This is a genomic window from Mycobacterium simulans, from assembly GCF_900232995.1.
Classification (GTDB): Bacteria; Actinomycetota; Actinomycetes; order Mycobacteriales; family Mycobacteriaceae; genus Mycobacterium; species Mycobacterium simulans.
The window spans coordinates 58,412-84,982 of the sequence record NZ_OCVX01000006.1; the positions used below are offsets into that span (position 1 = coordinate 58,412).

Below are 26,571 nucleotides of genomic sequence, written 5' to 3' on the forward strand. Positions count from 1 at the left end.
AGGTCTTTTCTCCATCATTCGCGATGGATAAACGATGACTGCTGCGCCGCCTTAAGCACACTCTGCCACTGCGGCGCCGGCTGTGTCGCAGGCGAGGACCTAGTCGGGAGCAGTCTGGAACAACACGCTGGGCACATGCTGAACGACCCTGTGCCTACTCATCACCCACCTCGCCACAGACCGACCCCAGGACGTAGCGGTAGCGCGTTTTGGCAGGTCGCCGGTGATTCTCGCGCCGGCAGCGGGATGCTTGACGTTCACGGGCACAGGTCGTTCGGCATCGTGCATAACGTGTGGCCCCTCGATGGTCCCAGCGCGACGTCCGTACGACTGCCTCCGGGAATCAGCTCTAACTGATATCAGTTAAAGCTGATAGTATGCCATGGTGCGGAAATGGGAGGTCGATCTGACCCTCATCGAAGCGTGGATCGACAGCCTCGACGACGAGGAATACGACAACGTGATTGCGGCTCTTGAGCAACTGGAGGAACACGGACCGGTCACGCGCCGACCTTCGTGGACACCCTCGAGGGATCAGAGCACCCGAACATGAAAGAGCTTCGGCCTCGCGCCACGAAAGGCGGAGCGCACATACGAGTGCTCTTCGCCTTCGACATCCAGTCTCGGGCGATCATGCTGGACGCCGGAGACAAGAAAGGAAATTGGACGAAGTGGTATACGAAGAACATCCCTATCGCCGATCGCCTGTTCACCGAACACCAAGAGAAGCTATTGAAGGTGACTGAGCAGCCAAAGCCGCTAAGCCGAAGACAAGAAAGGGAAGAAACGATGACCACGCTTGATGATCTTCGGCGTCGCCGTCCGGGCAACCGTGCCCGCATTGACGCAATCAAGAACGAGATGGACCGCGAGGTTGCGCAGTACCGTCTCCGCGAGTTGCGTGAAGAAGCTGGTTACACCCAGACCACCCTCGCTGCAGCCATCGGCGTCGGACAGAACCGCGTTTCCCAGATGGAGCACGGCAATCTGGGCACCAGCCGGGTCGATACCCTCCGCAAGTACGTCGAGGCCACAGGCGGCGAGCTGGAGGTCGCGGTGAAGCGCCCCGACGGGTCTCGCGTCTTACTGAGCCTCTAGCATCCGCCGGGGAGTTCTATAGGAAAACCGCGGTCCGCCCGCAGAGTCAAGATAGCTCTCGGCCAATTGCAGTGGCAACAATGTGATGTGGACCAGCAGCTAGACGTCAATGAGACGCCGGCCCCAGTGCGCTGATACGGTTGTGGCGCAACATATTTCGCCGTATGCAAAGTCGAGGCCGGTAATCGCCCAGCGCCAGGCCGAAGCCCACCCGCGGCTGCCTACTTCGTTGCCGGCGCCACCACCGCCAAGACGGTGATGCATGCGTCACGGCGCGTTACCGTTGATCGCCTTCCCTGCGCGCTTGCGCTGCTCGCTGCGCTCGCGCAACGGCCGCGGGCGACCGGTAGAAGTCACACTGGTCATTCGCCTTATGGGCGAAATATTGAACGATGTCCGCCGCGGCCGCCAAAACCAACACCTTCCTCGGCGAACGCTACCGGCGCATCGTCAAACGCCGCGGCAAACTCAAGGCCCTCGTCGCGGTCGCCCGCTCCATCCTGGTCATCATCTGGCATCTGCTTTCCAACCCCAACGCCCGCTTCTGCGACCTCGGCCCCGACTACCACGCCAACCGCATCGCCACCGAACGCCGACTGCGCAACCACATCGCCCAACTCACCGCCATGGGCTACCGGGTCACCCTCGAACCCGCCGCCTGACCCAAATACGCACTTCCGCAACGACACCCGACTCCACAAACTCCACAAGCTCCGCCGGGTCGCTTTCCGCTGCCCACTCACCCTGGGTATTTTTCGAACCAGAGCGAGCGTCGGCGACGTCTACGGTCGCAGCGTGAAGTTGATGAATCGTTCGAGCTGCACTGCAGCCTGTTTGGTTGGCGTGGGGCCGGCCAGGTGCAGCATGCCGATGCCGGCAGCGAACGCGGTGTTGGCCCGCATTTCTAGCTCTTCGTCCTCAAAACCGTAGTCGCGGTACGCTTGTTTCATCGCATTCAGCAATCGGCCGTCCGCCGATCGCACCGCCGCCGCCACAGTCTCATCGGAGCGGGCCCATTCGCGCATCGCCAGTTCGAGCTTCCAAAGGCGTGACCTGACTAGGATCCCCGCCATTCGCAACAGGCGCTCTCGCGGTGGAATCTCGCCCATCCGCTCGACCTCGCGGCGGTCTTTATCGTGCAACTGCGCCCAGGAGTCGATCAGTGCGCGCCGGTAGGCCGCCATGTCGGCAAAATGCCAGTAGAAGCTGCCCTTCGTCACGTCGAGTCGGGCTGTCAGACGATCGAGCTTGAGCGCGTTGAGACCCTCTTCGGACAGCAGGGCGTATCCGGCTTGCAGCCAATCGTCGACCGTCAGCCGGCTCGTTCCCGACTTGCGACGGCTCACCATAGCAAGCTTACGGGTGCTGCAATCGCATCCGCAGCCCGGTCGCCCGCGCCGCCTGTCGCTCGACCGCACCACGCACTTCGGCTTCGCCTCCGATGACCCGTACCTTGTTCTTCGCGCGCGTGACCCCTGTATAGAACAACTCCCGTGTCAGCAACCGCGAATCCTGCGGCGGCATCAGCACCGTCACTCGTCGGCCTGGCTGCCCTGGCTCTTGTGGATCGTCATCGCGTGCATGGTCTCGACGTCGGAAAGCCGGCCGGTGGCGAAGTCAAGCCGCCCGGTCGCCCCGGCGATCACGGCCCCGAAGGCCGTCGGGACCGGCCACCGCTACACCGGTGTCGCCGTCGTACACCCGCAGTCCGTAGTCATTGGCCGTCACCAGCAGGGGTCGTCCGGCGTACCACTGTGACCACGGCGGTTGGCCGGTCTCCTCGGCGAGCCAGATCTCTGCCTGCCGGTTCCAGTGCTGCACACCAAACGGCCCGCGCCGGTGCGCGCACAGCAGTCGGTGTTCGTTCAGTGCGCCCAACGCCGTGTCCGCTGCGCCCAACAGCGCAGCCTCACGCAGCCGCAGCGCATGCGGCAGCACGACCCTTCGTCTCGGTGCCGTTGGATCGTCATCCTCGATGAACTCGATATGTTCGTCGGCCGAACGCAGCAGCGCCACTACGTGATCCGCGTCGCCGGCTCGTATCGCCTGCGCCAAGGTAGCGATCGATTTCCCAAACCGGTGCGAGGTGCGCAGCGCCGCCACCCGCACGTCGCCGCGTGCCGACACACCATCCACCAGATCCGCCAACACCGCCCCGGCTTCCACAGAGGCCAGCTGGTCGGCGTCGCCAACCAGGATCAGCCGCGCTGCGGGACGGACCGCCTCGGCCAGTCGGGCCATCAGCGTCAGGGACACCATCGACGTCTCGTCCACCACGATCACGTCGTGCGGCAACGATTTTGCGCGATCGTGGCGAAAGCGCGCTGATGTGTTCGGTTTACGGCCGAGCAGACGATGCAGCGTCACCGCATCGAATTCGCCCACCTGCTCCTGCATCGCCTCGGCCAGGCGTGCCGCGGCCTTACCCGTGGGCGCCGCCAACGCGATCCGGATTCGTGACCCGCCGACGATTTCGGCCTGCTCGGCCGCGGCCGCAAGCGGCCGGGCGATCGTGGTCGTCCTCCCGGTGCCCGGCCCACCGCTCAGGACGGTAACCGCGACCGCAACCCGCTCATCGTTCTCCCGGCCGAGTACGCAAAGCCGTTGCGCGACATGTACATCAGTAGCCTCTAGGACTCCGGCCTTCGTTGAACAGGCGCAGTACGTCGCCGGCGGCTACGGCGACCTCGACGTCGCTGACCGTCACACCGGCCTCGCATCCAATAGGCCAGACAGCGCCGTCACCAACCCGTCCGGTGGAAGCCAGCCGAAGACGCCGGTCGGATGGCTACCCAACTTGACTCAAGATTCACAGTCGTCGCGCTTGAGCAAACTAATTTGACAAATTTCGGGTCAGAGGGCACTTTCCTCATTCCGACACCCTATGACCAGCTAATTCATCGGTGGATTCAGGCTCAGGATGTCGCCGCGGCGTCGCTGCGTAGCGTCGCGCGGCACTGCGGGCAGCGGCAGCGAATGTCCAGCCAGTCGCCGTAGCCGGGGTGATCGCGCCACGCGACGGGTAGGGCGTCCAAAGCGTCTTCGATCGCGGCCCAGATCGCGTGCGACGGCGCCATATCGGGGGCGGCGGCACGTATCCGACCTTCGGCGGCCGGATTCGGCTCGTGCGGTGCGTTGGAGATGGGTGCGAGGGCGTTGATGGCATTCAGCGCCCGGGTTCGGCGTGCGGCGTATGGAAGTGCAGTCAATTCGTCGGGCATGATCGGCGATCCGAAGATGTAGTCCTGCGCGGTGTGGCGCCACGGAACCTCGAGTTTGTGGTTCAGCGGCTGCTCAGGCAGACCACCGGCGAAATGCACGGGCACGATCGGCAGTGACATCTGCACCGCCAAGTCCAGCAGCGTGGAGGTCAGTGTGCCGACCCGCTGCGTCGATGAGGTTTGGCGGGTGCCCGCGGTATGGACCATCAGCGAAGAACCGCGCTCCGCAAAGTCGTGCCGCGCCTTGTCGAGAATGGTGAAGAAATCGTGGGGATTGCTTTGATCGAAATAGTGAATGTTGCGCAGGCCGGTGGATTCTCCGCTTCCCAGCGCCCGGGACAGTTTTCCGACCCATCGGTCTTGATGCTTGGCGTTCGATATGGTGGCCACGGTGGTGTCGGTCAGCCAGGAGGCGATCATCGTTCCCAGAATCGATTCCATTTGAACCTGATGATTAGCGAGCAGGAGCACGCTGCGCCCTCGCAGCTCCTGGAAGGCAGCGGGGTCCTCGACGATGACATGGCGCGCATATCGGGAAAGCAGCGCCCACGCCAGCAGATCCCCAAACCAGCCCTTTGGCTTGCCGGTTTGTTGGCTCCACCAAACGCGCATTGGTTCCCAGTCGCATTGCAGTGTCGCGCATGCGCGATAAGTCTGTGAATCGGTGCGGTCAACCGCAATCGAAACCTGCTCGAGCGGCAGCACCGCGCAACTGGCCTCACCATTTCGTAGCTGCACCTGTGATGGGTGGATTGCGCCGTGCGCGGCGTGGGCAACGGCTTCCTTGACCGCCACCTCGGCCACCAATGCTTCACCGTTGGTATTGCACGCATACACTGCGTGGATGGTGCCCGTGAACCAGTTGGCTTCGCCGACTCGTTTCGCGTGGAGCACGATTTCACCTGGTGTCCGCCGCTGACCCAACGACATCTCCGGCACGGCTCGCCGCTCCAGGAAGGCACGCCGCTTCACACCATCGACGTGACCGAGTGACGTCTTGGGCAGCAAGACCTCAACCATGCGGATCTGTGCCCACGCTTGGTCACCTACGCCATACCAAAGATCGACGATCGGAAACTGGTGTTGCGCATCTTCAAAGCCGGCAAAGCGCGCCTCGGCGCTCACTTTTCCGTACTGGGGTGCATCGCGGTAGAACCGCGCCCACGCGATGTGGTGTGGGAAACCTACCGTCGAATCGATTGAACTACCGTCCGGCCCAAGGCTATTCGCGCTCCACAGGCTCATCTCGGTGTGGGGAACAATGTGCAAACCCGCGTCGAGCACTCCAGGGTGCACCAGGGCGCCCGGAACGGCACATCGCTCGACCGTGAGGGTTCCGCTGGCACCGTCGTGGCTGATTTTGGCGCCGTCATCGAGGCTCTGAAACGCTGGACCGTGGAACACGGCGCCGGAATCGTAGGGGCTGGCCAACGGGCGCGGCTCGGCCAACGGACTCGGAGGTGGTGGTCCATCCGGGTAATGGGCAGCCGTCGAGATGGTGCCGGTGCCGATCGTCTCCCAGCGGGACAACTTCGGGTTGGCAGCGTCGCGCCAGGCCTGCAGACGCGCATCGTAGCTGCCCGGCGCCGTCGGCTCGATCTGCGTGCGAAGGCGAACGGGGCGGTCAACGACGATCCACCGCGACAAACGCAGGTTGTTTACCTCCACCACTGCCGCCCCATGCGCGGCCTGATGAGCGGCTTCGGCCAACAGGTTCAGCACCGACATCAGCGGTAACGCGGGAGCGGTGTACGTCGGGCGGTGATCGGCGATCCAGGTGTCACGCGCCGGGTCAATGACGGTTTCTACGGTCGTTATCCGGGGTGTAGTGGTCGGTGGTTCGCCGGCCGCGGCGGCGGGGCTGCGTGGGTTGCGTGTGATGCGCATGCCGAGATCGGTGGCCGAGTAGATCCGCATCCCGTCGACCCACAACGACGCGTCGGCGAGGGCGAGGATCCCCTCGTCGCCGCGCTCGATCCTGGTGATTTCCAGCTGCGTGGTGATCAGCTTGTTTTTCGGCCGAACCTGACCGCGATACCGCCATGTCATCGACCGTTCGATGGCGATCGGTTCGAATTGCGCGGTCGGGCCTGCCTCGTGACCGAGCCCGAGATCCAACATGGCGAATTGCAGAAGGTTGATCATTGACTCGATACCCAAAGACCCGGGCTGTACGGGGTCGCCGAAGAAATGCGCTTTGAAAAACCACTCGGCGGGATCGACGTCCTTGACCGCACGCCAGCGTCCCAACCCTGCGCGCCCGGAGCCGAGCCACCGTCCGGTGACCCGGTCAATCATCAGCAGCATCGGTTCGGGCAGCCTCGCGCCGGGGCCGACATACTGCTGTGGACGGGCGGTCAGGTCGACATCGGCAGCCGCGGATGGCTCAACGAACTGCTCGCGCTCGGCGTCGCTGGTCGGCAGACCCACCTGCTGGTCCAACGCGGGGCCGGGAAAATAGCCGAACACGGTCTCGGCACTGTAGACCTGGGCCTCACCCGCATAGGCCTGCACGCTAAAGCTGACGATGATGGTGTCCGCTATCTTGGCGACGTTCTTCAACTGGACTTCGGTGCGTAACGTCCCGGCGGATGGCGTGACCTCTTGATGCTGCACGCCGGTGCCGTCGAGGTTGCGGAAGAACAAGTCGGTGTCGGTCGATAATGGGCAGCCGATGTAGCTGGCCAGCCACCCGCAGGGCTGCAGGCAGACTTCCATCAGCACCGCGCTGGGCATCGTGGGCTGACCGTTGGCGGTGAAATACCAGGCGTCCGGTGCTACGTCGTACTCGGCGACCAGGGTCGCACCCGATTGCATCACCCCGATCTCGCCAACCACCTCGGTAATGCGCGACATGAAGTGGTAAGGCGGGCCGGGCAACCGAGCGACGTTGCGGGTCGTGTCGAATGGTTGGTAGAGCTCGCCGAAGGCGTGCGACGGCTTGCCCCATGCGCACGCCATGAGCGACTTGTAGTCGAAGCTGAATCCGTCGATGACCGCGACCGGCTTCGGTTCAATGTAGTGGTCGAGTTCTTGTAAGCCCTGATCCATGGGCCATCCAGGCGAGAGCTTCAGCCCTAAGCGGGGGCAGTGGAAGGCCGCCAACCCGTCGACGGTGCACAGCACGTCGGCGAACAACGTGGGCTCGGGACCGCTAATGAGTTCTCGGACGAACACCTCATAGACGACGTCGCGCGAGTCGGGGGTGACCTGGCCGCGGCACTTCAGCTTGTAGGTCTGAAACGGGACAGGTTCGAAGCGCCACCCGTCGCAGGCCAACGTCATGCCCGCGGCAGCCATGTAAGTGGCCATTGCTTGTATTGTGCCTTCGAACATCAAGGTTCCCGGCATGCATGGGTCGTTCTTGAAATGCCCGTCGAAGAACCAGGTTTCGGGCGTGATGTGCTGCACGCCGCGCAGATACCCGCGGCCCCACGGTCCTCCGGAGAAGTCGATCTGCGTCACTTCGTCGATGAACAACATATCGCCGCCGGCGGTGGTGGGCGTGCGGGTGTGGCTTGCGGCGCGCTCGAACCCTTCGCCCAGGGTCGGCCATAGCTTGCCGGTCGCCAGTGCTTTCAGATCGGTTCCGGACAGCGAGCGTCGTGACGTGGCACAGGGCGGTGGATCGAGGCGACCGGTGATGGTGTGGTCCTCGGGGCTCCACAGGATTCCGCCCGAAGCCGCCAGTTCCGCATCGGAGAAAAAGCCGGCCTGTCCGTGGCGAACCGCCAACCGTTGGGCGGTGCCGATGGTGCAGTCGTAGTGGAAAAAGAACAGCCGGATGTCACCCTGGCTGGCGTGACCGTCAACGTGGATATCGAAGCGCAGCGTGTCACCGATCTCGGGCAAGCCGCCGAGGAAGGTCAATTCGCACCCCAACAGGCGGTACACCCGTTCACCCTTATTGACTAGATCCGCCCCCATCCAGGAGATGAGCATGAGGTCGGCCTGCCCGCTTTCGATCATGATCCCGGCTGGCATTCGGCCTTGGTGAAGCCACCACGCATCGGCGGTGACGTCGGTCTCGGTCCACAGGGTGCCCGCGCCGGGACAACCGGGCTCTGCGTCGATGCCCAGCAATCGATCCGCCAGCAGCAGTGGCGGTTCGGGCATGCGGGTCTGCCGCGGATACTCATCTTGAGCCGCGAAGGCGGGACCGTAGATTTGGGAGATTTTGCCCGAGGCATGCACCCGCAAACCGTCCTTGTTCAACGTCAGCCCGGTGGGGATGCGCTTGACCGTCGGCGCTGGAAGCACGGCGTCGCTAGGCGGCACCGGCTGGATCGCCCGGTGCGCGCCGTTGTCGGATCGCGAGGGGGTGGCCAACGGGGATATGTGTGTTGCGCCGCTATCGGCGGAGACTGGCCGCGGGTTGGGGGCCGATTCGGTTGACTCGCTAGAGAATTCGGCCCTGTAACCGCGAGGATGCGTCGTCGTCGGCGCTGACGGGATGTCGGCGAGAGCCGGCAACGCATAGGCCTCGGCAGTCTTGGCTATGACCGGGGGCCTCGGTAGAACGGTCGCCGGATGGTCTGCGGTGTGACGGGCAGCCGCCACACCGGCGGGAACGGGCAGCCGAACCGGCGGCATATGTGCGGCGAACTCCAACAGCCTTGCCTCGCCGGTGTCACCGCGCGCGGCGGCCAGCTGCCGCACCAGCGTCTGGTGTCGTGCCGCGCGGTCCTGGTGTGGCCGCGTTGGTGCCAGCAGTGTCAGCTGTTGATGTTCGCCGGCCAGCCCGTCCAGAGTCACGACGACCTCACGCTGCTGATGTGTTGTCGGGGAACCATCGGGTTCGATGCCCAGGAATCCCAACAGGACTCCGGCTGATACCTGCAGCAGCCCGGAGGCCGCGTGGGCATGGCCCAGCAGCGGTGTGACGTTCAACCCTCCTGGGGCCGTGCCGACGCGAAGCTGCTGACCGGTCGTGTGCGGCATGGCCGGCAACAGGGCGTAGATCGTGTCGTTGTCTCGGCGAGCATCCTGCGCGCGCTTGAGCACCATCAACACTGCAGCATCACCGGGAATCTGCTCATCCTGGGTGAGCAGCACCCTCGCTGCGGCCTCATGGACCGGTTCACAACTGAGATCGACCGCGCCCACCACCGCGGCGTCGATCTCCCCGTGTCGCAGTGCGCGGGCCGCCAGCTCCAGTGCCGTTGTGCCGGACAGCTGCTCACGCGACACGGTGAAACTCGGGCCTCGTAGGTCGAATTGGCTGTTAAGCCGGTTGGCGACGATGTTGGGCATCGAGCCGACAACGGAGCTGGCGACTAGGCCCGGAACCACATCGTCACGCGTCTGCGCCAGCTGCTGTGGGTCATCGATCGTGTCGGCAAGACGCCAGCGCAGGCCCCATCGAGCCACCTCGGCGTCACAGCCCATGCCCATCAGCACGCTGGTGGTCTCCGCGGGCAGGTCCTTAATGACCTCCGCGATGTTCAGGGCAGCCCGCAGCGCGGCTATCTGTTGCGGTAGCGCATTTTTCAGATCGCTGGGCGGGAATCGGACCTTCGTCACGTCCAGTGACAGCGCGGACATGCGCACGCGATTGACACCGTCGGCTTCTTGGGTGGCCAATGTTTGGCCCGCGGCAAGGTGTTCGGCCACCTGCGCCGTCTCGTAGCCATCACCGGCGACGATACTGAGGCCGACGATCGCAATGTCGGCGTCCTTGGGAGGTAGGGTCACACGCCAGGCCGGGGCACCGCCGGTCACCGCGGTCGGCTGCACCCATTCCTCGACGATCAAGTGCGCGTTGCAGCCGCCGAAACCGAAGTTGTTGACCGCGGCGCGCCGCGGTGTACTGCTGGTCCACGGCTCGGCGGCGGTTAACAGCCGAAACGGCGACGTCGCGATGAACGGCACCGGATCTTCAACGTGCAGCGTCGGGGGACGCAGCTGCGTACGCATAGCCGCCAACACCTTGATCAGACCGGCGATACCCGAGGCCGTAATGGAATGGCCCAGATTGGATTTCAGCGAGCCGATCGGCACGTCTTTGCTGTCGGCGAAGATGCGGGCCATGCTTGTCAGTTCGGTGAGGTCGCCCAGTGGGGTCCCCGTCGCGTGACACTCGATCATCGAGATGTCTTGGGGGTCAAGGTCGGCCATGTCGTAGGCCGCCCGCATCGCGCGTTCCTGGCCCTCCTGCGAAGGTGTCAACATGCCGCTTCCGCGGCCGTCGTTGGCCAGACCTACCGCCCGGATCAGCCCGAGTATCTGGTCACCCGCGGCGAGCGCCTCGTCGAGCCTGCGGAGGGCGACGAAGCCGGCACCCTCGGCGGGAACCAAGCCGTCGGCTTGCTGGTGGAACGGACGCGACGTGCCGGCACGACTCAATGCCTGCAATGCGCTGAAGCCGACATGCAGAAACAGATCGTCGGCGCGATTGACGCCACCGGCCAGCATGACGTCGGCGGTCCCATCATGAAGCCGGTCGCAGGCCAGCTTGATTGCATACAGTGAAGACGCGCAGGCGGCATCGAGTGAAAAAGCCCCCGCGGTCAGGCCCACGGCGCGAGCGACAAGGTGTGCGGGCAGCCCGGAATTGAATCGGTTGCGCCAGTCGATGGTGGCGGGTTGTTCCCGCCACACGCTCGCGGCGAGATCGGCCATGGTGTTGGTGGGATAGCTCAGGTTGCCCAACACGACGCCGACGCGGCCGGGAACGCTGCCAACGTGCCACCCGGCGTTCTCAACGGCTTGCCGGGCTGCGTAAAGCGTCCATCGATAGAGCGGGTCGAGGGTCCGCAGGGAATCCGCGTCGAGCAGGAAACCATTCGGGTCGAAGGCTTCCTCGAAGCCACACACGTAGCCGCCCCGGTCCGACCAGGTGTGGTCGAAACACGGTCCGGTGACCTGATCCCGCATGATGCGAGCCGGATTCACCCCCCAGCAGCCCTGCGGGGGCGCACCAATGACGTCTCGACCTTGCGCGATCGCCGTCCACAGCTCATCGGGACTCAGTCCGCCCGGAAAGACGCAGCCCTGCCCGACGATCGCGATCGGTTCAAATCTCATGTCGCGACCGCCCTGATGGCCGAATCAGTGGTGTGCTCATTGCCGTATGCATACATTTCGACCCGTCTGCATTCAGCGATCAGCGCGCCGCTGTCGTCGGTCAGCCGCAGATCGCAGACGATCCGGTTACTGGTTGATTCGCCGTCGTCGAGATGGCAGTACAGCGTGCCCTCGGCAGGTCCCGTGCGGTAGCGAGTGATCTGCCCAATCCGCAGCGGCAGCATCCGACGCCCGGTTCGCTTCAGACCCCACAAAAAGCCGAGTTGCAGACAGCCGTCCAGCGCGGCCGGATCGGTCGCCCAGCGCTGCTGCGGCCAGCCTGCCCGGTTGAGACCGTGGATTTGTGCGATCGCACCGGATGGTTCACAGCCGGTGAGCCGCTCGATCACTTGGAAGGCCGGACCGTGGAATAGTGCACCATCGCCGTAGCACGGCTGTTGGACGAGCCGTTCGGGATCCACCTGCGCGGTGGCCAAGACCGGGGTGTCCAGATCGCCGGAGCCCACCTCGGCTGTCGCGCAGTAGCGGACCATCCCGGCGGCGTCGAGCAACGAAAGTTCCAGCCGCTGCGGCGCGTGTTCTACTGGCACACACCGCACCACGAAGGCCTCGCCGGCGTTGTCGAAGTCCGGAAACTGGACGCCACGAAGAACCCGAAGGTCGAGCAGCCGCGTCACGCGCTGGCCCGGCCGGCAGCCCTCGGCCGCGCGTACGAACCACTCCGCGACCTGCACCACCGGTAGCACCACCTGATGCTGAACGCGGTGATCCTGTAGGTAAGGCTGCTGTTCCGCGTCTGCGGCGACACGGGCCAGGCGCCCGGTATCGGGCAGTGGATGCGGAAGCCCGCCGGCGATCACACCGCCTCCGAGCAGGACCTGCACGTCTTGGGTCTGACTGTCGAGCGCTTCGGACACGAATGCGCACGCACCATCGTCAAGCGATATCGGTGTGATGCCCCGGGACTCAAACACGGCTTGCAGGGCCGGCGTCACCATGCCTGCCCCCCAGGGCCCCCAGCCCAGCGAGCGGACAAGACACGACGGACCCCGCCGGATGCGCTCCGCCAATGCGACCTGGTTCAAAACCTCGTTGGCCATCGCGTAGTCGCTCTGTCCGATGTTGCCAGCGCGGGCGGACACCGATGAGAACAGCAGGATCATTTTCAGCGCGTCGGACGCGGTCGCGTCGAGCAGCGCGGACAATCCAGCGACCTTGGTGCCGAAGACTTGGTCGAACTGGTCACATGTCTTGCGGCTCAGCCGCGCGTCGGCCAGCACACCGGCACCGTGCACCAGTGCGGTAATCGGACCGAAGTCAGTTCGGACGCGATCGAGCAGTGCACCAAGCTCGCTGCTGTCGCGAACGTCGATCGCTTGGTACACGACCCGTGACCCGGCGGCCTCGATCGCAGCGATCGTTGCACGTATCTCACGGTCGGCCTGCAGTCGCCGGACTTGTTGTTCCAACTGCCGCGGAGTCGGCTTGATGCCCCGCCGTTGGGCATCCGCGAGCAGGGCCCGTTTGAGTGCGACATCGGTCGTTTGACCATGCGCCGCGGGAGGTTCGTCGCCCAACCCCGACCGCCCAACCAAGACAAAACTGGCTTGGGTCTGCTTGGCTAGTGCGATCACCGATGCCGCGGTCACGCCGCGCGCACCCCCGGAGACCAACACGACGTCACGATGGTCCAGGCGAGCTACCCTGCCGGTGACACCAGACTCTTCGGTCGCCACCGTCACGCGGCCGTGAATGCTACCGAGGCCCACCTCGAGTTCGGGGCCGCCGGCCAAGATTTCCGTGGCGATCCCCTCGGCGACTTGCTGCGGCAACCGATCCGTGGTGTCGATGTCAATGGCCTTGGCATAGGTGTTCGGCCACTCGAGTGCAACGGTCTTCGCCAGCGCCGCAACGCCGCCCGCCCACGCGCGCGGACCGGCGTCGGTAAGTAAACCGAACGTGCCGCCGGTGTCCTGAACCGTCACAAACACGCCCCCGCCGAGCTCCATGCGGGGCGCGACTCGCAGTGCATCGGCGAAGACTCGATGGTTCACCGCCAAGGCCTCCGCGCGGCCCCGGACCGATCCGAGGCCGCCCAGGTGCAGCACGCAGGCCGAATCCTCACTCGGCTGGTCAACGACCACCGCGGAAATGCCATGGCTTCGCAGAATGGCCTGCAACGCATCGGCGACGGCAGTTTCGCGGCCGACAATCTCCACCCGAGTGGCCTCGTGCAGCCCGGGAACGCCCATCCCACGAACCGGAGCGGCGATCGCGCGCACTGCGTAGCGAGCCATCGGCGCTCCGGTCGACTCAAAAGGGAGGCCATCACCCCTCTCGGTCGACGGCACGGCCGCCGACACCCCGGTGTGCTGGCCGTTGCCATTGGCGGTATGTACCGCCGGCGGCGCCTGCACCGAGGTCAGGTAGTCAACGATCTCCTGCAAGGTGGACAACTCGGCCAACGCCGAAGCCTCCACCTCGGGCAACGACGGCACCCGCTGCTGAACCGCCGACAAAATCTCCACCCGCTTGATCGAATCGATGCCCAAATCAGCCTCCAGCGCCATCGACAGATCCAAAATCTCCACCGGATAACCCGTCTTATCCGCAACGACCTGCAACATGTCAGCCACCAAATCCGCACCGAATCCGGCACCCGCCGGCGCCTCAACCACCGGCGCAACCAGCACCGGCTCCGGCATAACCGCCACCGGCCGCGGGGTCGGCGCCACCGATACCCCGGTGTGCTGGCCGTTGCCATTGGCGGTATGCGCCGGCGGCGCCTGCACCGAGGGCAGGTAGTCAACGATCTCCTGCAACGTGGACAGCTCAGCCAACGCCGAAGCCTCCACCTCGGGCAACGACGGCACCCGCTGCTGAACCGCCGACAAAATCTCCACCCGCTTGATCGAATCGATGCCCAAATCAGCCTCCAGCGCCATCGACAGATCCAAAATCTCCACCGGATAACCCGTCTTATCGGCAACGACCTGCAACATGTCAGCCACCAAATCCGCACCGAACCCGGCGCCCGCCGGGGCCTCAACCGCCGGCGCAACCAGCGCCGGCTCGGGCACAGCCACCACCGGCTGCGGGGTCGGCGCCACCGTCACCCCGTTGTGGTGGCCGATGCCATTGGCGGTATGTGCCGCCGAACGTGAATTCCGCTCTGACGCTGGTGATGTCGGTGCTGTCGTGCCCGGCGCTGTGGCGGTGACCGCGGCGCTTGGTGGAGTCGTCGGCTGCTCGTCGATCTGGGGCTTGCCGTAGTTGGCGCCATTGATCTTCAGCACCAATTTGGGCTTTTGCCGGGCCCGAGGATCATCGATCGTCCGGTAGTCAGCACACAGGCCACTAAAATTCATTGGCACTCCGGCTGCCACCAACTGAGCAAGCCCAAGCCAGAGTGCGCGAATGCCGTTGGTGCGCTTGCGGTCAAGCGCGATGGCATTGTGCGGCAGGCCCTCTAGGCACTTGCCCACCAGATTGGTCAATACACCGTCAGGGCCGACTTCCACGAAGGTTCGTGCGCCCGCGGTCCACATTGACCGCACCTGGTCGACGAACCGGACCGGCTGCGCTATCTGCCCGGCAAGCGTGGCACGCATTTCGTCGGGGTCACCGTCATAGGGCTTCGCGGTCGCATTCGCGTACACAGGTACCGCCGGGGTGTCGAATGGAATGTCGGCCAGGTAAGCCCCGAACGGCTCCGCGGAGGCAGCGACGATCTCCGAATGGAACGCGGTGGCCACCTTCAATTGCGCCGATTTGATACCGACCGCAGACAGCCGTTCGGTAGCTTCGGCAACCGCGCTAGCGGCGCCCGACACGATGACTTGTGTTGGGCTGTTGTGGTTGGCGACCGTGACCGGGAGTCCCCACTGTTGGAGCAGTTCCTGCACTATCTCGCGGGGCGCCGTGACCGCACACATCGTCCCTTGGCTGGTGCGGGCCGCTTCGGCCATGAGGGCACCTCGTTTACGGGCTATCCGAAGTGCTGCTTCGTCGTCGAATACCCCGGCAGCGCACAGTGCCACGACTTCCCCGAAGCTGTGCCCGCCCACCGCAATAGGTTGGATGTCAAGGGCGCGAAGGATCTGAAGCAGGCTCAGGCTGTGTGCGCCAAGGGCAGGTTGTGCCCATTCGGTTCTGGTAAGCGTGGCGCCTTGTTCTGCTCGGGCTTCCTCGCTGAAAGCTGGCTTTGGCCAAACGATCTTGTGCAGGTCGCAGTCAGTGCCCAGAAGGGAGGCGCGGGCGGCCTCCCAGGGAGAAAGTGCCGGCTCGAACAACTGCGGGATGTCGGCGCCCATACCCACGTACTGGCTGCCCTGGCCGGGGAATAACAAAGCGACCGGTCCGGCTTGCCGCGAGGAATAGAAGTAGCCCTGCGGTGAGGCGAACTCTTCCGCATTGTTTCCCTCGGCGAGCCTGCCGGCAGCTTCATCGAGCATGGAACGCAGACTTGCCAAATCATCAGCCACAAGAGCCAAGCGGTGTTGCTGGGCGGCGTCATAGCGGCTCTGCGTCTCCTGGGCGATATAGCGCAGCATGTCCTTGTCGTCTTCGAGCGAGGCAGACAAGCGTGCCGCTTCGGTGGCCAGTGCCACTGCGGTTGACGCACCGAGCACGACCAGTTCGGACTTCCAGGATCGATGGCGCTTGGCTCGGACACCGCTGCCGGTGTATTCCTCCAGCGTCACATGAAAATTGGTTCCGCCGAATCCGAACGAACTGACCGACGCGCGACGCGGAACGCCCTCTTCGGCGATCCACGGCTGTTGGTGCGTGGATAGATAAAACGGCGACTTCTCGATCTCAAGAGCAGGGTTGGGCTGACTAACTTTGATCGTCGGCGGCAGAGTCTTGTGGTGCAGCGCCATCACCGCCTTGAACAGTCCGCAAGCGCCCGACGCAGCTTTTGTATGACCCACTTGTGATTTCACCGAACCGAGCGCGCACCATTGGCGATCTTCACGTCCGGAGGCGTCGAAAACTTCTCGAAGTGCCGAAAACTCAGCAGCGTCACCGGCTTTGGTTCCAGTCCCATGCGCCTCGAGCAGCTCGACTGTTTCCGGGCCATAACCGGCCGCGTCGTAAGCGCGGCGCAACGCTTTTGCCTGTCCCTGCGGGCTGGGCGCATAAACGCTTTTCGCTCGACCGTCCGACGATGAGCCCATGCCGCGAATCACGGCGTATATGGGGTCACCGTCGCGCTCCGCGTCCTCTAGACGCTTCAGCGCCATCATGGCAAGCCCCTCGCCAAGCATCGTCCCGTCCGCGTTGTCGGAGAACGGCCGGCAGTCGCCTGACGGAGATAGCGCCGTGACCTTGGCAAAGCACATGAACATGAGGATGTCGTTGAGGGCGTCTACCCCACCGGTAATGACCATCTCCGAGTCACCGAGATACAGCTCGTTGAGCGCGATTTCGATAGCCGCGAGGGAACTTGCGCACGCGGCGTCGACGACGCAATTCGTTCCGCCGAGATCGAATCGGTTGGCGATGCGTCCGGCAACGACATTGCCTAGCATTCCTGGGAAAGTGTTCTCCTGCCATGGCGTGTACGCGGCAGCGATGCGCTGCTTGAACGACTCCAGCTGGCCGCCTGCCAGCCCGGCGCCGCGAAGTGCCCTATCCCATACGGGAGCCTGTAGGCGACCCGCCATGTGGGCGAGCATCTCGGTGGCACTGCCGGCGCCCAGCACCACTGAGATACGTTCACGATCAACATGGGCGAAGTCCCCTCCAGCAACGTCTTCCAAGACCTGCTTGGCAACCGCCAACGCGAGCAGTTGCGCGGTGTCGGTGGCTGGAACAACGTTGGGAGGGATGCCGAATTCGGTTGGGGAGAAGTCGATGTAAGGTAGGAAACCACCACGCCGGGCATACATCTTGTCTGGCGTGCTTAACCCCGGGTCATAGTAATCGCTGAGACGCCAATGCGATTCCGGTATGTCCGAGAGGAGATCCGCGCCGTCAACGATGTTGCGCCAGAAGTACTCGGCGTCAGGCGAATTGGGGAACAGGGCGCTGACGCCGACAACGGCGATGGGGGGACGTTTAGTCATGTTCTACAAGCACTTTCGTTATTTGTGACGAGGTAGAAATTGATCGGGCTCGGCATGGTTCGGCATTGTTAAGACACGGCGTCGATGCCGTCCTCGTGGTGTGCGATGGCTCGATGACCATCTCAACTGCTTTCGTCGACTGCCAGTCGTCGAGGTCTAAAGTGAAATGCTTCAGTGGGTACCGGAACACCGCATACCCGCGCCTGCTGAGCGCGTGTGGTTTGTGCGGCACCCTCAAGCAGATTGAGCGCAACTTGAACGACCTCACGCTGCTCGGGCGGCTCCAGGAAGCTGTCGCGGACCCAGCTATTGAAGGCGCCCATGGCCGGCCCACACCAGATTTGGTAGTCGAGCGTACGGTCGGCGACGCCGTCTATAGCCCACCGGCTTGACTTACCCAGATACCAGCGAAACATCAGCGCCATCTGGTACTTCGGATCTCTCGCGGCCAACTGCAACACCGCTGGATCACGGCCGAGCCAGAACCGCTCTGTGTCCGACCAGACTTCCTCGACACTCTGGCCGAAAATCTTCTCAAGATCTTCTCGCTGCTTGCCGACGATCGCATCGACGCCCGGCTTGGTGACGTACAGCTCATAGAGCTTCTTGGCGCGTGGACCGAACATCGAGCCACGCTTGAGTACCTGAAGGTCAACGCCTAGCTCGAACATGTCGGCCGCGGGCGCCATCATGACATCCGCAATTCCAACGTTGGCGAGCAGCTTGCGTCCCTGCCTAGACAAGCCGGACTCTACGCAGGCTTGATTTACCGAGCCTGTCATTACATAGGCGGCACCCATGGCGAACGCACCAGCAACTGACACAGGCGTGCCCAACCCGCCCGCTGCGCCTACCCTGACTGGGCGTTGAAAGCCATGTTGACTCGCAAGTTCATCACGCAACATGACAATCTCAGGGAACAGCGCCGATAGCGGTCGGTTGTCGGTGTGGCCTCCGCTGTCCGCCTCGACGGTAATGTCTTCCGCCACTGCGACATACCGACCGAGGTCGGCTTCCCGGGCTGTGAGCTTGCCCGACTCCACCAGCATCGAGACGATCGCCGGGGGCGCCGGTGCGATGAATTGGCGAGCGACCTCAGGACGGGAAACCTTGGCGAAGACGCTGTTCTTACGCACAATATTGCCCGCTGGATCGGTCGACAGACCGCTAAGGGAATAGTGCACCACCGAAGGGGTGATCCTCATGAAGGCCGAGGCTTCGACCTTACGGACACCTCTGGCTATAAACAGTTCGGCCACGCGGCTTTCCAGCGATGCCTCGTTGGGGGAGTGAATCAGATTGGCGCCCCACACACCCGTGGTCCCCGAAAGTCCCTCCTCGATCTTTGCCAATGCCCGCTCCACATTCGGGTAGGACAAACCACCCGCGCCGAAGAACCCCAGCATTCCGGCTTTCGCCATCGCCACAACCAAGCTCGCAGTGGCGATACCGTTAGCCATCGATCCCGCGAGGTATGGGAAGCGGACACCATGGGACTCGCAGAATGCTCGATCCCCCAGCCACTCCGGATATATCGGCGGCAAGGTGCCGACCAGGGTAGTTCGCCCGGACCCGCCGGATGCACCGTCGCCCATGGCCATACCCAGGTGCCCAGTCTGCTCATCGCGCAAGACTCGGACAGGTTGGCGAACATGCTCAACGATGCGCGCCAGGTCTGCCGGGGCAAAAGCGGCACCACCCGCGGGATGCCGATCGGTGTCGGGTGGATAGGTCGAGGTAGCGACGTCCGTCACGCTCACCGGTACACCAACTCCATGATCTGTGGCAACGCCTCACGGGCCGCGATCCGGCCCGCCTCGCGGGCGCGGTCGATCTGGTGGTACTCCATGAGTCCGACGCCAGTTGGGTTGGGCTTGATCACAAGGTCGGCCTGTGCCAGTACCCCCGCGGACGCCATTGCGCTGCTGATGGTCATAGTGCGCAGGAGGGTGTCGGTGATGCCGGGCACCCGCGGTTTGCTGCGGCGGTGGCTGCTGGAGGCCGAGCTGGGGCTTCCGTTGGCGGCCACGTCCACCGCGATCAGCGGGCCGTCCTTGCCGACCAGTGTGGTGACGGGCACGTTGTCCAGCACCCCGCCGTCGACGTGCAGTGTGCCGTTGTAGGGCATTGGCGCGTACAGGAAGGGCAGCCGCATCGAGCAGCCGACGACATCGGCGAGTCGCCCTCGGCGGTGCACAACGAGCTGGCGGGCCAGCAAGTCGACACTGACACAGCGGAAGTGCTTCGGCAGCTCCTCCACCAACCGGTCTCCGAAGATGGTGCCGAGGGAAGCCAGGGTACGCTTCCCACGGATGAGCCCCTTCGTCGGCAGGGTGTAGTCGCCGTGGCTCGTGCGCACGAAGTGCTCGTAGATTTCCGCGTCCACACCCGCGGCGTCCACACCGTTGGCCGCCAGAGCTGCGATAATCGCCCCCATGCTGGTGCCGGCGAAGCGGTCGACGGTGACCCCGGCGGCTTCCAGCTCCTCCAACACACCGAGGTGGGCACACGCCCGCGCGGCCCCACCGCCAAGGACCAGTCCGATGGAACGCCCCGCGACGCGCGTGGCGAGCACGCGCAGGTCATCGGCGACACGTCCGCATCGGACTACATGCATCGACCGCGGTGTGATCAATTCCTCCCACGCGCGCCGGTGCTCCCGGCCGGCGGGTGGTCCGGCCAGCACCAGGTCAGCGCCGGTCGCTCGCACCGGCAGCGGTGCTGAAGGCGGGGCCGGGTCGCCGGCGACCAGCACCACGCGATCGGCAACGCGCAGGCAGAAGGACCGCCACTGCGCGTCATCGACCGTCGCGTGCAACAGCACCCGGTCGGCGGCCTGCTCGGCGCGTTCCAACCCGTCACGGTCGACCCGGCCGGGGGCGACCGCGCGTAGCCGAGTCGACAGCGCCCTGCACAACTCGGTGGCCACCATGGCTACCGGTGCGTGGGCGTCGACACCGATAACCGCGACAACGGCCTCGGGCGATGTCCGCTGGCCGGCCGCGCGCGTCTCATGCTGCCGCTTGGCCAATACCCGCGCGACTGCCCCGAGCACGCGAGCATCGGCGACCCTCTCGAATTCCGCCTTGGTCAGTCGGGTGAGGGACGAGTCGCGCACGGCCCGAACCGACGCCGAGCGAGGCGCATCAATCAGCACCCCGAGCGCACCGACCAGCTCCCCGCGACCCAGCTCGGCGACCACGCCGTCGTCGTCGAGCACCTGCACCCGGCCGTTGCGCACGACGTAAAGCGAATCCGACACGTCGCCCACGCGGAACAAATACGAACCCGCCTCCAGCTCAACCTGCTCTCCGTCCACCCCGGCAAGCCGCAGAGCCTCCAACATGTCGACATCGTGCGCCGCCTTGAGCATCGGGGGAACGGGCGCCGCCGATGCGGGCACCCATGAGGGTCCCGGCGACTGCGCCCCCAGCGGCTCGGCCAGCCGACTGGGGTCGGGCTCAACCACCCCAGCGGGGGCTTGGCGGTTGCGGCCCAAAAACACCGCCCCGATCGCGACTGCCACAAAGCAGATCACGGCCATCGTCCATCCACGGCGTAACGCCTCTTCGGCCTCGGCCAGTGCCGGTGTGCCGATCAGGACCACCAGTAACGCGACGCCGATCACGGCGCCGACCTGGCGGATGGCGCCTATCACGGCCGAGGCGGTGGCGTAGCTGCCGCCGGCGGCCAGCCCGGCTAGGGCGGCACTGCTGAGCAGCGGGAACGTTGCGCCGACCCCGATCCCTGCCAGTATCTGGCCGGGTAGCCATTCACCGAGAAAGTTGGGTTTGGACCCGACACATTCGAGGTACCACAACAAGCTGCCAGCCCAGGTCAGTGCGCCGACGCCGACGATGACGCGGTAACCGTGCCGGTCGGCGACCCGGCCAAGCAGTCCTGCGACGACGGCGGCGACAAATGCGGCGGGGGCAACGGCCAGCCCGGTCTCTAGCAGCGTGTAGTGCCACACGTACTTAAGGAACAAGACGTGTGTCAGCAGATAGGCATAGAAACCGGCACTCGCGATGGCGGTGAGCCCGCTGCCGGCCACGAACGACCGGATACGTAACAGCGTGGGCTCGATCAGCGGCGCCGGGTGGTTTCGCGAGCTCATCACGAATCCGACCATCGCGACCGCCGCGGCCACCAAGGACCCGATTGCCGGCAGGCTGGCCCAGCCCCAATCCGGGCCCTTGATCAGCCCGAGGGTCAGCAACCCCAGCGCGACGGCCAGCAGTGCCGCGCCACGCACGTCGGGCACGCGCCGCCCTCCGGAGGCTCGGCTCTCCACCAGCGCTCGCCGCGCCGCCAGCACAGCCACAGCTCCCAGCGGAATGTTCACCAAAAACACCCACCGCCAGCCCCACGCCTCAACGAGGGCACCACCGATCGGCGGGCCGAGGCCCGCGGCAATGGCCCCCGCCGCGCCCCACAGGCTCACCCCATGCGCGCGCCGCTCGGCTGGGAAGGCCTCGACGACGAGTCCGAGCGATGCCGGTACCAGAACCGCTGCGCCGATGCCCTGCAGCACGCGAAAGACGACGAGCTCACCGACGCTATCGGCGATCGCGCACAGCGCCGACGCAACCGTGAACAACACCACTCCATAGATGAAGATCCGCTTGCGCCCAAGCAGGTCGGCGAGCCGGCCCGCGGCCACCAGGAACGCCGCGAAGACGATGTTGTAGGCGTTGAGCACCCACGACAGGTCGGTGATGTCGCTATGGAAGTACCGCTGGATGTCGGGAAACGCGACGTTGACGATCGTGGAATCAAGGAAAGCGAGGAAGGCGCCGAAACCAGCCACCAGCAGGACCGCCGCGGAGGAGGGCTGGCGGCGTCGAGCGGGTGTGTGCGGGCTGCCGGCATGACGACCCCGTCTGCCGGGTATAACGGGCCCGGCGTCGACGACGGGCGCGGGCGCAGGATTCTCAGCGGAGGGGGCGTCGACGGTCATGGTGAACTCCAGATCTGCGAGGGTTGATGCTGTCGGCGGCTCCAAAACCACCGATCCACATGCCGGAGAACCGCGAATGGGGCGGGATCCCGGAAGTCGATCTGCAGTCGAGGCGCGGCGTGGGCAGCGACGCCGCTGATGATTTCGTGGGCGGCCAGATAGCCGGAGCTTGCGGCCTTCTCCATGGTGGGGACGAACAAGGTCAAGTCCGGTGAATAAATCGCTTCACCGGCGAGAAAAAGGTTGGGCACCTCTGTGCGAATGTTCGGGGACCGGTGGCGAGCGCCAGGCATCAATATGGCGAGCGGCGAGAAATTCACCATGCGCTTCCCGTACGCGGGCGCCGAAGCAGTGTGGGGAGGCAGCTCACTCGCCAGCCTTTCGTAGTCGGCCTCGCCCAGGTGCTTCAGCTCCTGATCAATCTGCCAGCCCAGGATGTGCGACCGATCGAGACCGCACTGCGCCAGGCACTCGGTCAAGATCTCGTCTGGCGTACATTTGTTCAACGGCCGATGCAAGACCGGACCGGGCTTGTCCACATCACTCCAGGTGATCGACAGAACGTACTTGGTTCGGTCCGGGAGGCGGACATCTCTCCAGAAGCCTTCCCCCTGGAGAACGGAGACTAGCGACCACGCGCTCTCGGGGTGGGCAGTGACTACGCCGGGGCGGATGAATGAAGGCCACGTCGAGGGAATGTCGCGCAGAAAACACTGCATTCCGTTCGATGCCTCGAGCGCAATGGCATGCTCCTGCGCGAGCTTGGGAAGACATTGCTTGACATGATCTGATTTGGCCATCTTGCGCAGCGTTAGATAGGGCACGGCGAGGATGGAATAGTCGCAGGCATACCTACGGCCGTCGGTCGATAACAGTGCGGTGACACGGCCGTCCTCGAACTCGAGATCGCTGATGCGCGTGTCGAAGTGTATGTCTACGCCGAGATTTTGGAGGTGCCGAGTCCAGGGATCGACCATGCGCTCGCTCGTTGGTCCATCCATCATCATGATCGAGGGCAGCTTTGTCTTGTTGAGAGTTTGGGGGCAGTTGCTTTTCAGGCGAAACAGCCCCTTGAGAACCAAGGGAGTAATCGCCGCCGCTTCTGCGCTCGGGCTCGCCGCGACGTAAATGCGTGGCAAGGCGGCAAAGAATTCCCGCGCCTGGGGAGACCTACGACTGAACTTCAGATAGTCCGCATACGAGATATCGCTCAGTTCCGCGAAGAGTCGCTCCTTGCACATCCACAGCAGGCGCAGATGTGCGTAGAGGTAGTGGATGATCTCTCCGGGCGCCAGTCCTTTTTGCGACAGACCGACAACCACCATTAGGCTCCGCGAAATGATCTGGCCAAGTTGCCGGAGCGGTTCGGCTACCTTGTCAACGATCTGCGCGAAGGCCGGCCGCTGACGTGCCAACGCCACGGGCGCAGCCCATCGGCCAATCACGCCCCTGGTGGTAGCCGAAATCAGGCTCACGCCAAGCAGATTGTCGAGCACGGTCCTGCCGTTCTCGCTGGGTATGCGCGAAAATAGCGTCAGCAGGGTCTGGTAGGTATCCGTGTAGACCCGCAAACTGTGCTCGGTCGGGTGACCATCCGGCAGGCGAAGACTCTTGGCCTTGCCCCCGGCTTCGGGCGCAGCTTCGCACAACGTGACCCGCACTCCGGCTTCGGCCAGCATCATGGCGGCGGCCATCCCCGCGATTCCAGCACCGGCGATGACAACGTGAGGTTCGGCAGGCATCGAAGGTTTCATGTGGCCTCGTACTCGCTACTCACCAAACCAGGAAAAGGTTGGAGAATCCTCGGCTTCACATACACCTCGCTGCGGGTGACGACAAACCCAACGTCCTAGACCTGCTTGGCGCTCAACGTCACCGGTCGGGCCGGCCGCGGGTCGTCGACCAGTCCGATCCAAGCGGGCCTCAACGAACCGGCGCCACCACTTGCCCACCGCGGACGGTGACACCCGCTCGCGCGCCGCGTTCGACAGGCCTGGGGCGCAACCCACACGATCCGCGACCGCAACGCCAGCGCTTGGGGAGGACTTGCGCCGCCGCGCCCACCGTGTCAACGTCTGGTGTTCCTCCTCGGTCAGACCCAGCCCCCCCGTCGGGCATCCGCGTGACGTGATACGCGAATCACCCCACCTGCCAACGTGGTTCACTGGCAAACACCGCCGATCCGTATCGATTGCAATTTTCGTAACGAACTAATGGCGCGGGACACAAGTTAGAGCCATCAACTAGGGACCGCCTGTTGAGGTCAGCGAGCAAAATACCATACGTTTTTGTATGTCATCTAGGTCTCGGCGGCCCCAAGCAAGGGAGCAGGCCTGCTGCAAGACATCTACCTGCGCAGAAACCGACGGCACAGTCAAGTCAGCGGGACGACGACCGGCGTTACCCACTGCGCTTCCACGGATCCCCCCATGGATTCGATTTCCGTCAGCCATAGCCGCATCCAACGGCTCGAGCAAAACAATCATGCGATTGCAAAAAACTCTCTGTCACGTGTCCACCAACCTCGCGTCTTCGAACTACGAAGATCCAGCGTGTTCAAACCGCACGAGACCGCTAATCGTGCATTCCCTGAACTGCTTGGACACAGCACTGATGGAACGATCACCGGTAGCCAACAGCCCAACCACACCAGATGACGCCGCCAGAATCGCATTAGTGCTCGCAGATTGATGAGTCTTGGGCTTCATGAAACCTCGTTACGGATGACTAACAAACCCGAGCTAGGCGGCGAGACCACTCCCACGCGAACGGCAACCCGGAGTATTTCTCGACCGCCTTCCGCCTTGCGCTAGTACCGCAGCACAGAGCGATGTGACAAATATTTGTCATGCTATCAACGAATAGTCAATATACTTGAGGGCGGAAGCGCGCACAACGGCGTACCTCACATAATTTGAGCGCGTGGCCGGTGGTGGTGGTCGCGTCCTAAAGCCGGTGTAAAAGGGGCCGGGCATAGGTCCTGCTTCGAGACCTACCAAGTCATCGAAGAAAGGACCTATGCCCGTGCCTGCACGAGTATCGCCGACCGATCGTGTTCGCGCCAAGATCGACGAGCTGTTCGCCTCGGATCGTGAGCTGCCCGAGATTCTCGATGAGGTGGCTCGCCTTGGTGCGCAGTTGTTGATGCAGGCCGCGTTGGAGGCCGAGGTGACCGAGTTTCTGGGCCGTGAGCGTTACCAACGCAGCGCGACTGCGCCGGATGCGCAGTCTGGGGCACGTAACGGTTATCGGGCTGCGACGGTCAACACCACCGCCGGCCCGATCACCCTGGAGCGGCCCAAGCTGCGGGGCACCACCGTCGCGTTCGCCTCACGGCTGTTCGGCAAGCACGTCACCAAGACCAACGCGCTGGAATCACTGGTGATCGCGTCGTTCGTGCGCGGGCTGTCGGTGCGCGATGTCGAAGCCACCCTCGCCGATGCGCTGGGCGATCAGGCCGCGATCTCGAAATCGACTGTCTCCCAGATATGTCAACCCATCAAGACCGAGTACGACACCTGGGCACGGCGCCCGCTGGGCGATGTCGTGCTCGATTACCTGTTCCTGGATGCCTCCTTCTTCCGGATGCATCCCGGCTCACCTGCCGAGCCGATCCTGGCCGCCTGGGGCATCACCACCGCCGGCAAGCCGATCTTTGTTGGACTGGCCCCCGGCGTGGTTGAGGCCACCGACGCCTGGGCGGGCTTCCTGACCGATCTCACCGACCGCGGGCTGAGGTGTCCGCTGCTGGTCGTCTCCGATGGTGCGGCCGGCTTGATCGCGGCGATCGAGCAGATTTTCCCGACCGCGCTTCGCCAACGCTGTCTGATTCATCGACTCCGCAACGTGCTGGCCAAGATTCCTGCCGGCATGCAGGCCGAGATCCGCGACGGCTACTGGGCTTGCTTCGACACCCCCGACCTCCCCAACCAGACCGGCCCCAAACTCGTCGAACTCATCGACACCCGCCTCGGTGCCTTCGCGGCCCGCTACGCACCCACCTGCCCCGCAGCGATGAAGATCCTCCTGGCCGACCGCCCGGGCCTGACCGCCTATCTACGGTTCCCGCCCGAACACCATCACCGTATCCGTCACTCCAATTTCATAGAACGCACCTTCGGCGAAACCCGGCGCCGCGCAAAGGTTATCGGCCGCTTCCCCGGAGAAACCACTGCATCAGCATCGCCTGGGCCGT

General features: G+C 64.2%; 9 protein-coding genes and 3 pseudogenes. 5 read left to right on the forward strand and 7 right to left on the reverse strand.

Translation table 11 applies throughout. The features are described from left to right. The first annotated feature begins 385 nt into the window (after positions 1 to 385). From MSIMFI_RS30080 to MSIMFI_RS22100, 4 genes and pseudogenes are all read left to right on the forward strand, one after another. Complete coding sequence (locus tag MSIMFI_RS30080; RefSeq protein WP_449870970.1) at positions 386 to 553, forward strand: hypothetical protein; 168 nt, start codon at positions 386 to 388, stop codon at positions 551 to 553. Continuing rightward, positions 550 to 651: pseudogene (locus tag MSIMFI_RS30085) on the forward strand (type II toxin-antitoxin system RelE/ParE family toxin); the annotation flags it as partial. The gene MSIMFI_RS30080 and the pseudogene MSIMFI_RS30085, both read left to right, overlap by 4 nt. 138 nt (positions 652 to 789) lie before the next feature. Then, a complete protein-coding gene (locus tag MSIMFI_RS22095; protein ID WP_191499178.1) occupies positions 790 to 1,098 on the forward strand; it encodes a helix-turn-helix domain-containing protein in 309 nt (102 codons plus the stop codon). A gap of 395 nt (positions 1,099 to 1,493) precedes the next feature. After that, positions 1,494 to 1,760, forward strand: a pseudogene (locus MSIMFI_RS22100) (IS110 family transposase); the annotation flags it as partial. A gap of 120 nt (positions 1,761 to 1,880) precedes the next feature. Here the strand turns inward: MSIMFI_RS22100 and MSIMFI_RS22105 are convergent. The 7 genes and pseudogenes from MSIMFI_RS22105 to MSIMFI_RS22135 form a co-directional block, all read right to left on the reverse strand. Next, complete coding sequence (locus tag MSIMFI_RS22105; protein WP_191499179.1) at positions 1,881 to 2,447, reverse strand: TetR/AcrR family transcriptional regulator; 567 nt, start codon at positions 2,445 to 2,447, stop codon at positions 1,881 to 1,883. A gap of 7 nt (positions 2,448 to 2,454) precedes the next feature. Then, positions 2,455 to 3,660: pseudogene (gene recD, locus MSIMFI_RS22110) on the reverse strand (exodeoxyribonuclease V subunit alpha); the annotation flags it as partial. Between the two features lie 353 nt (positions 3,661 to 4,013). Continuing rightward, on the reverse strand, positions 4,014 to 11,345 hold the full coding sequence (locus MSIMFI_RS22115; RefSeq protein ID WP_191499180.1) for a beta-ketoacyl synthase N-terminal-like domain-containing protein: 7,332 nt from the start codon (positions 11,343 to 11,345) through the stop codon (positions 4,014 to 4,016). After that, entirely contained in the window at positions 11,342 to 17,416 is a 6,075-nt protein-coding gene (locus MSIMFI_RS22120; protein WP_191499181.1) for a type I polyketide synthase, read from the reverse strand. Before MSIMFI_RS22120 ends, MSIMFI_RS22115 begins: the two co-directional genes overlap by 4 nt. Before the next feature lie 122 nt (positions 17,417 to 17,538). Further along, entirely contained in the window at positions 17,539 to 19,176 is a 1,638-nt protein-coding gene (locus MSIMFI_RS22125; RefSeq protein WP_396820568.1) for a PfaD family polyunsaturated fatty acid/polyketide biosynthesis protein, read from the reverse strand. Next, complete coding sequence (locus MSIMFI_RS22130) at positions 19,173 to 22,376, reverse strand: MFS transporter (protein ID WP_191499182.1); 3,204 nt, start codon at positions 22,374 to 22,376, stop codon at positions 19,173 to 19,175. The genes MSIMFI_RS22125 and MSIMFI_RS22130 overlap by 4 nt, the downstream gene beginning before the upstream one ends. Then, positions 22,373 to 24,130, reverse strand: a complete 1,758-nt coding sequence (locus MSIMFI_RS22135; protein WP_191499183.1) for an FAD-dependent oxidoreductase — start codon at positions 24,128 to 24,130, stop codon at positions 22,373 to 22,375. The genes MSIMFI_RS22130 and MSIMFI_RS22135 overlap by 4 nt, the downstream gene beginning before the upstream one ends. A gap of 1,270 nt (positions 24,131 to 25,400) precedes the next feature. Between MSIMFI_RS22135 and MSIMFI_RS22140 the strand changes: the two genes are divergently transcribed. Then, the coding region (locus MSIMFI_RS22140; RefSeq protein WP_191499184.1) for an IS256 family transposase at positions 25,401 to 26,571 on the forward strand (1,171 nt) is incomplete at its 3' end.

Bases quoted from the DNA above. Each gene is read 5' to 3' on its own strand.
- MSIMFI_RS22120 (WP_191499181.1), bottom strand. From the start codon at position 17,416: ATGACTAAACGTCCCCCCATCGCCGTTGTCGGCGTCAGCGCCCTGTTC.
- MSIMFI_RS22135 (WP_191499183.1), bottom strand. From the start codon at position 24,130: ATGAAACCTTCGATGCCTGCCGAACCTCACGTTGTCATCGCCGGTGCT.
- MSIMFI_RS22095 (WP_191499178.1), top strand. From the start codon at position 790: ATGACCACGCTTGATGATCTTCGGCGTCGCCGTCCGGGCAACCGTGCC.
- MSIMFI_RS22115 (WP_191499180.1), bottom strand. From the start codon at position 11,345: ATGAGATTTGAACCGATCGCGATCGTCGGGCAGGGCTGCGTCTTTCCG.
- MSIMFI_RS22105 (WP_191499179.1), bottom strand. From the start codon at position 2,447: ATGGTGAGCCGTCGCAAGTCGGGAACGAGCCGGCTGACGGTCGACGAT.
- MSIMFI_RS22130 (WP_191499182.1), bottom strand. From the start codon at position 22,376: ATGACCGTCGACGCCCCCTCCGCTGAGAATCCTGCGCCCGCGCCCGTC.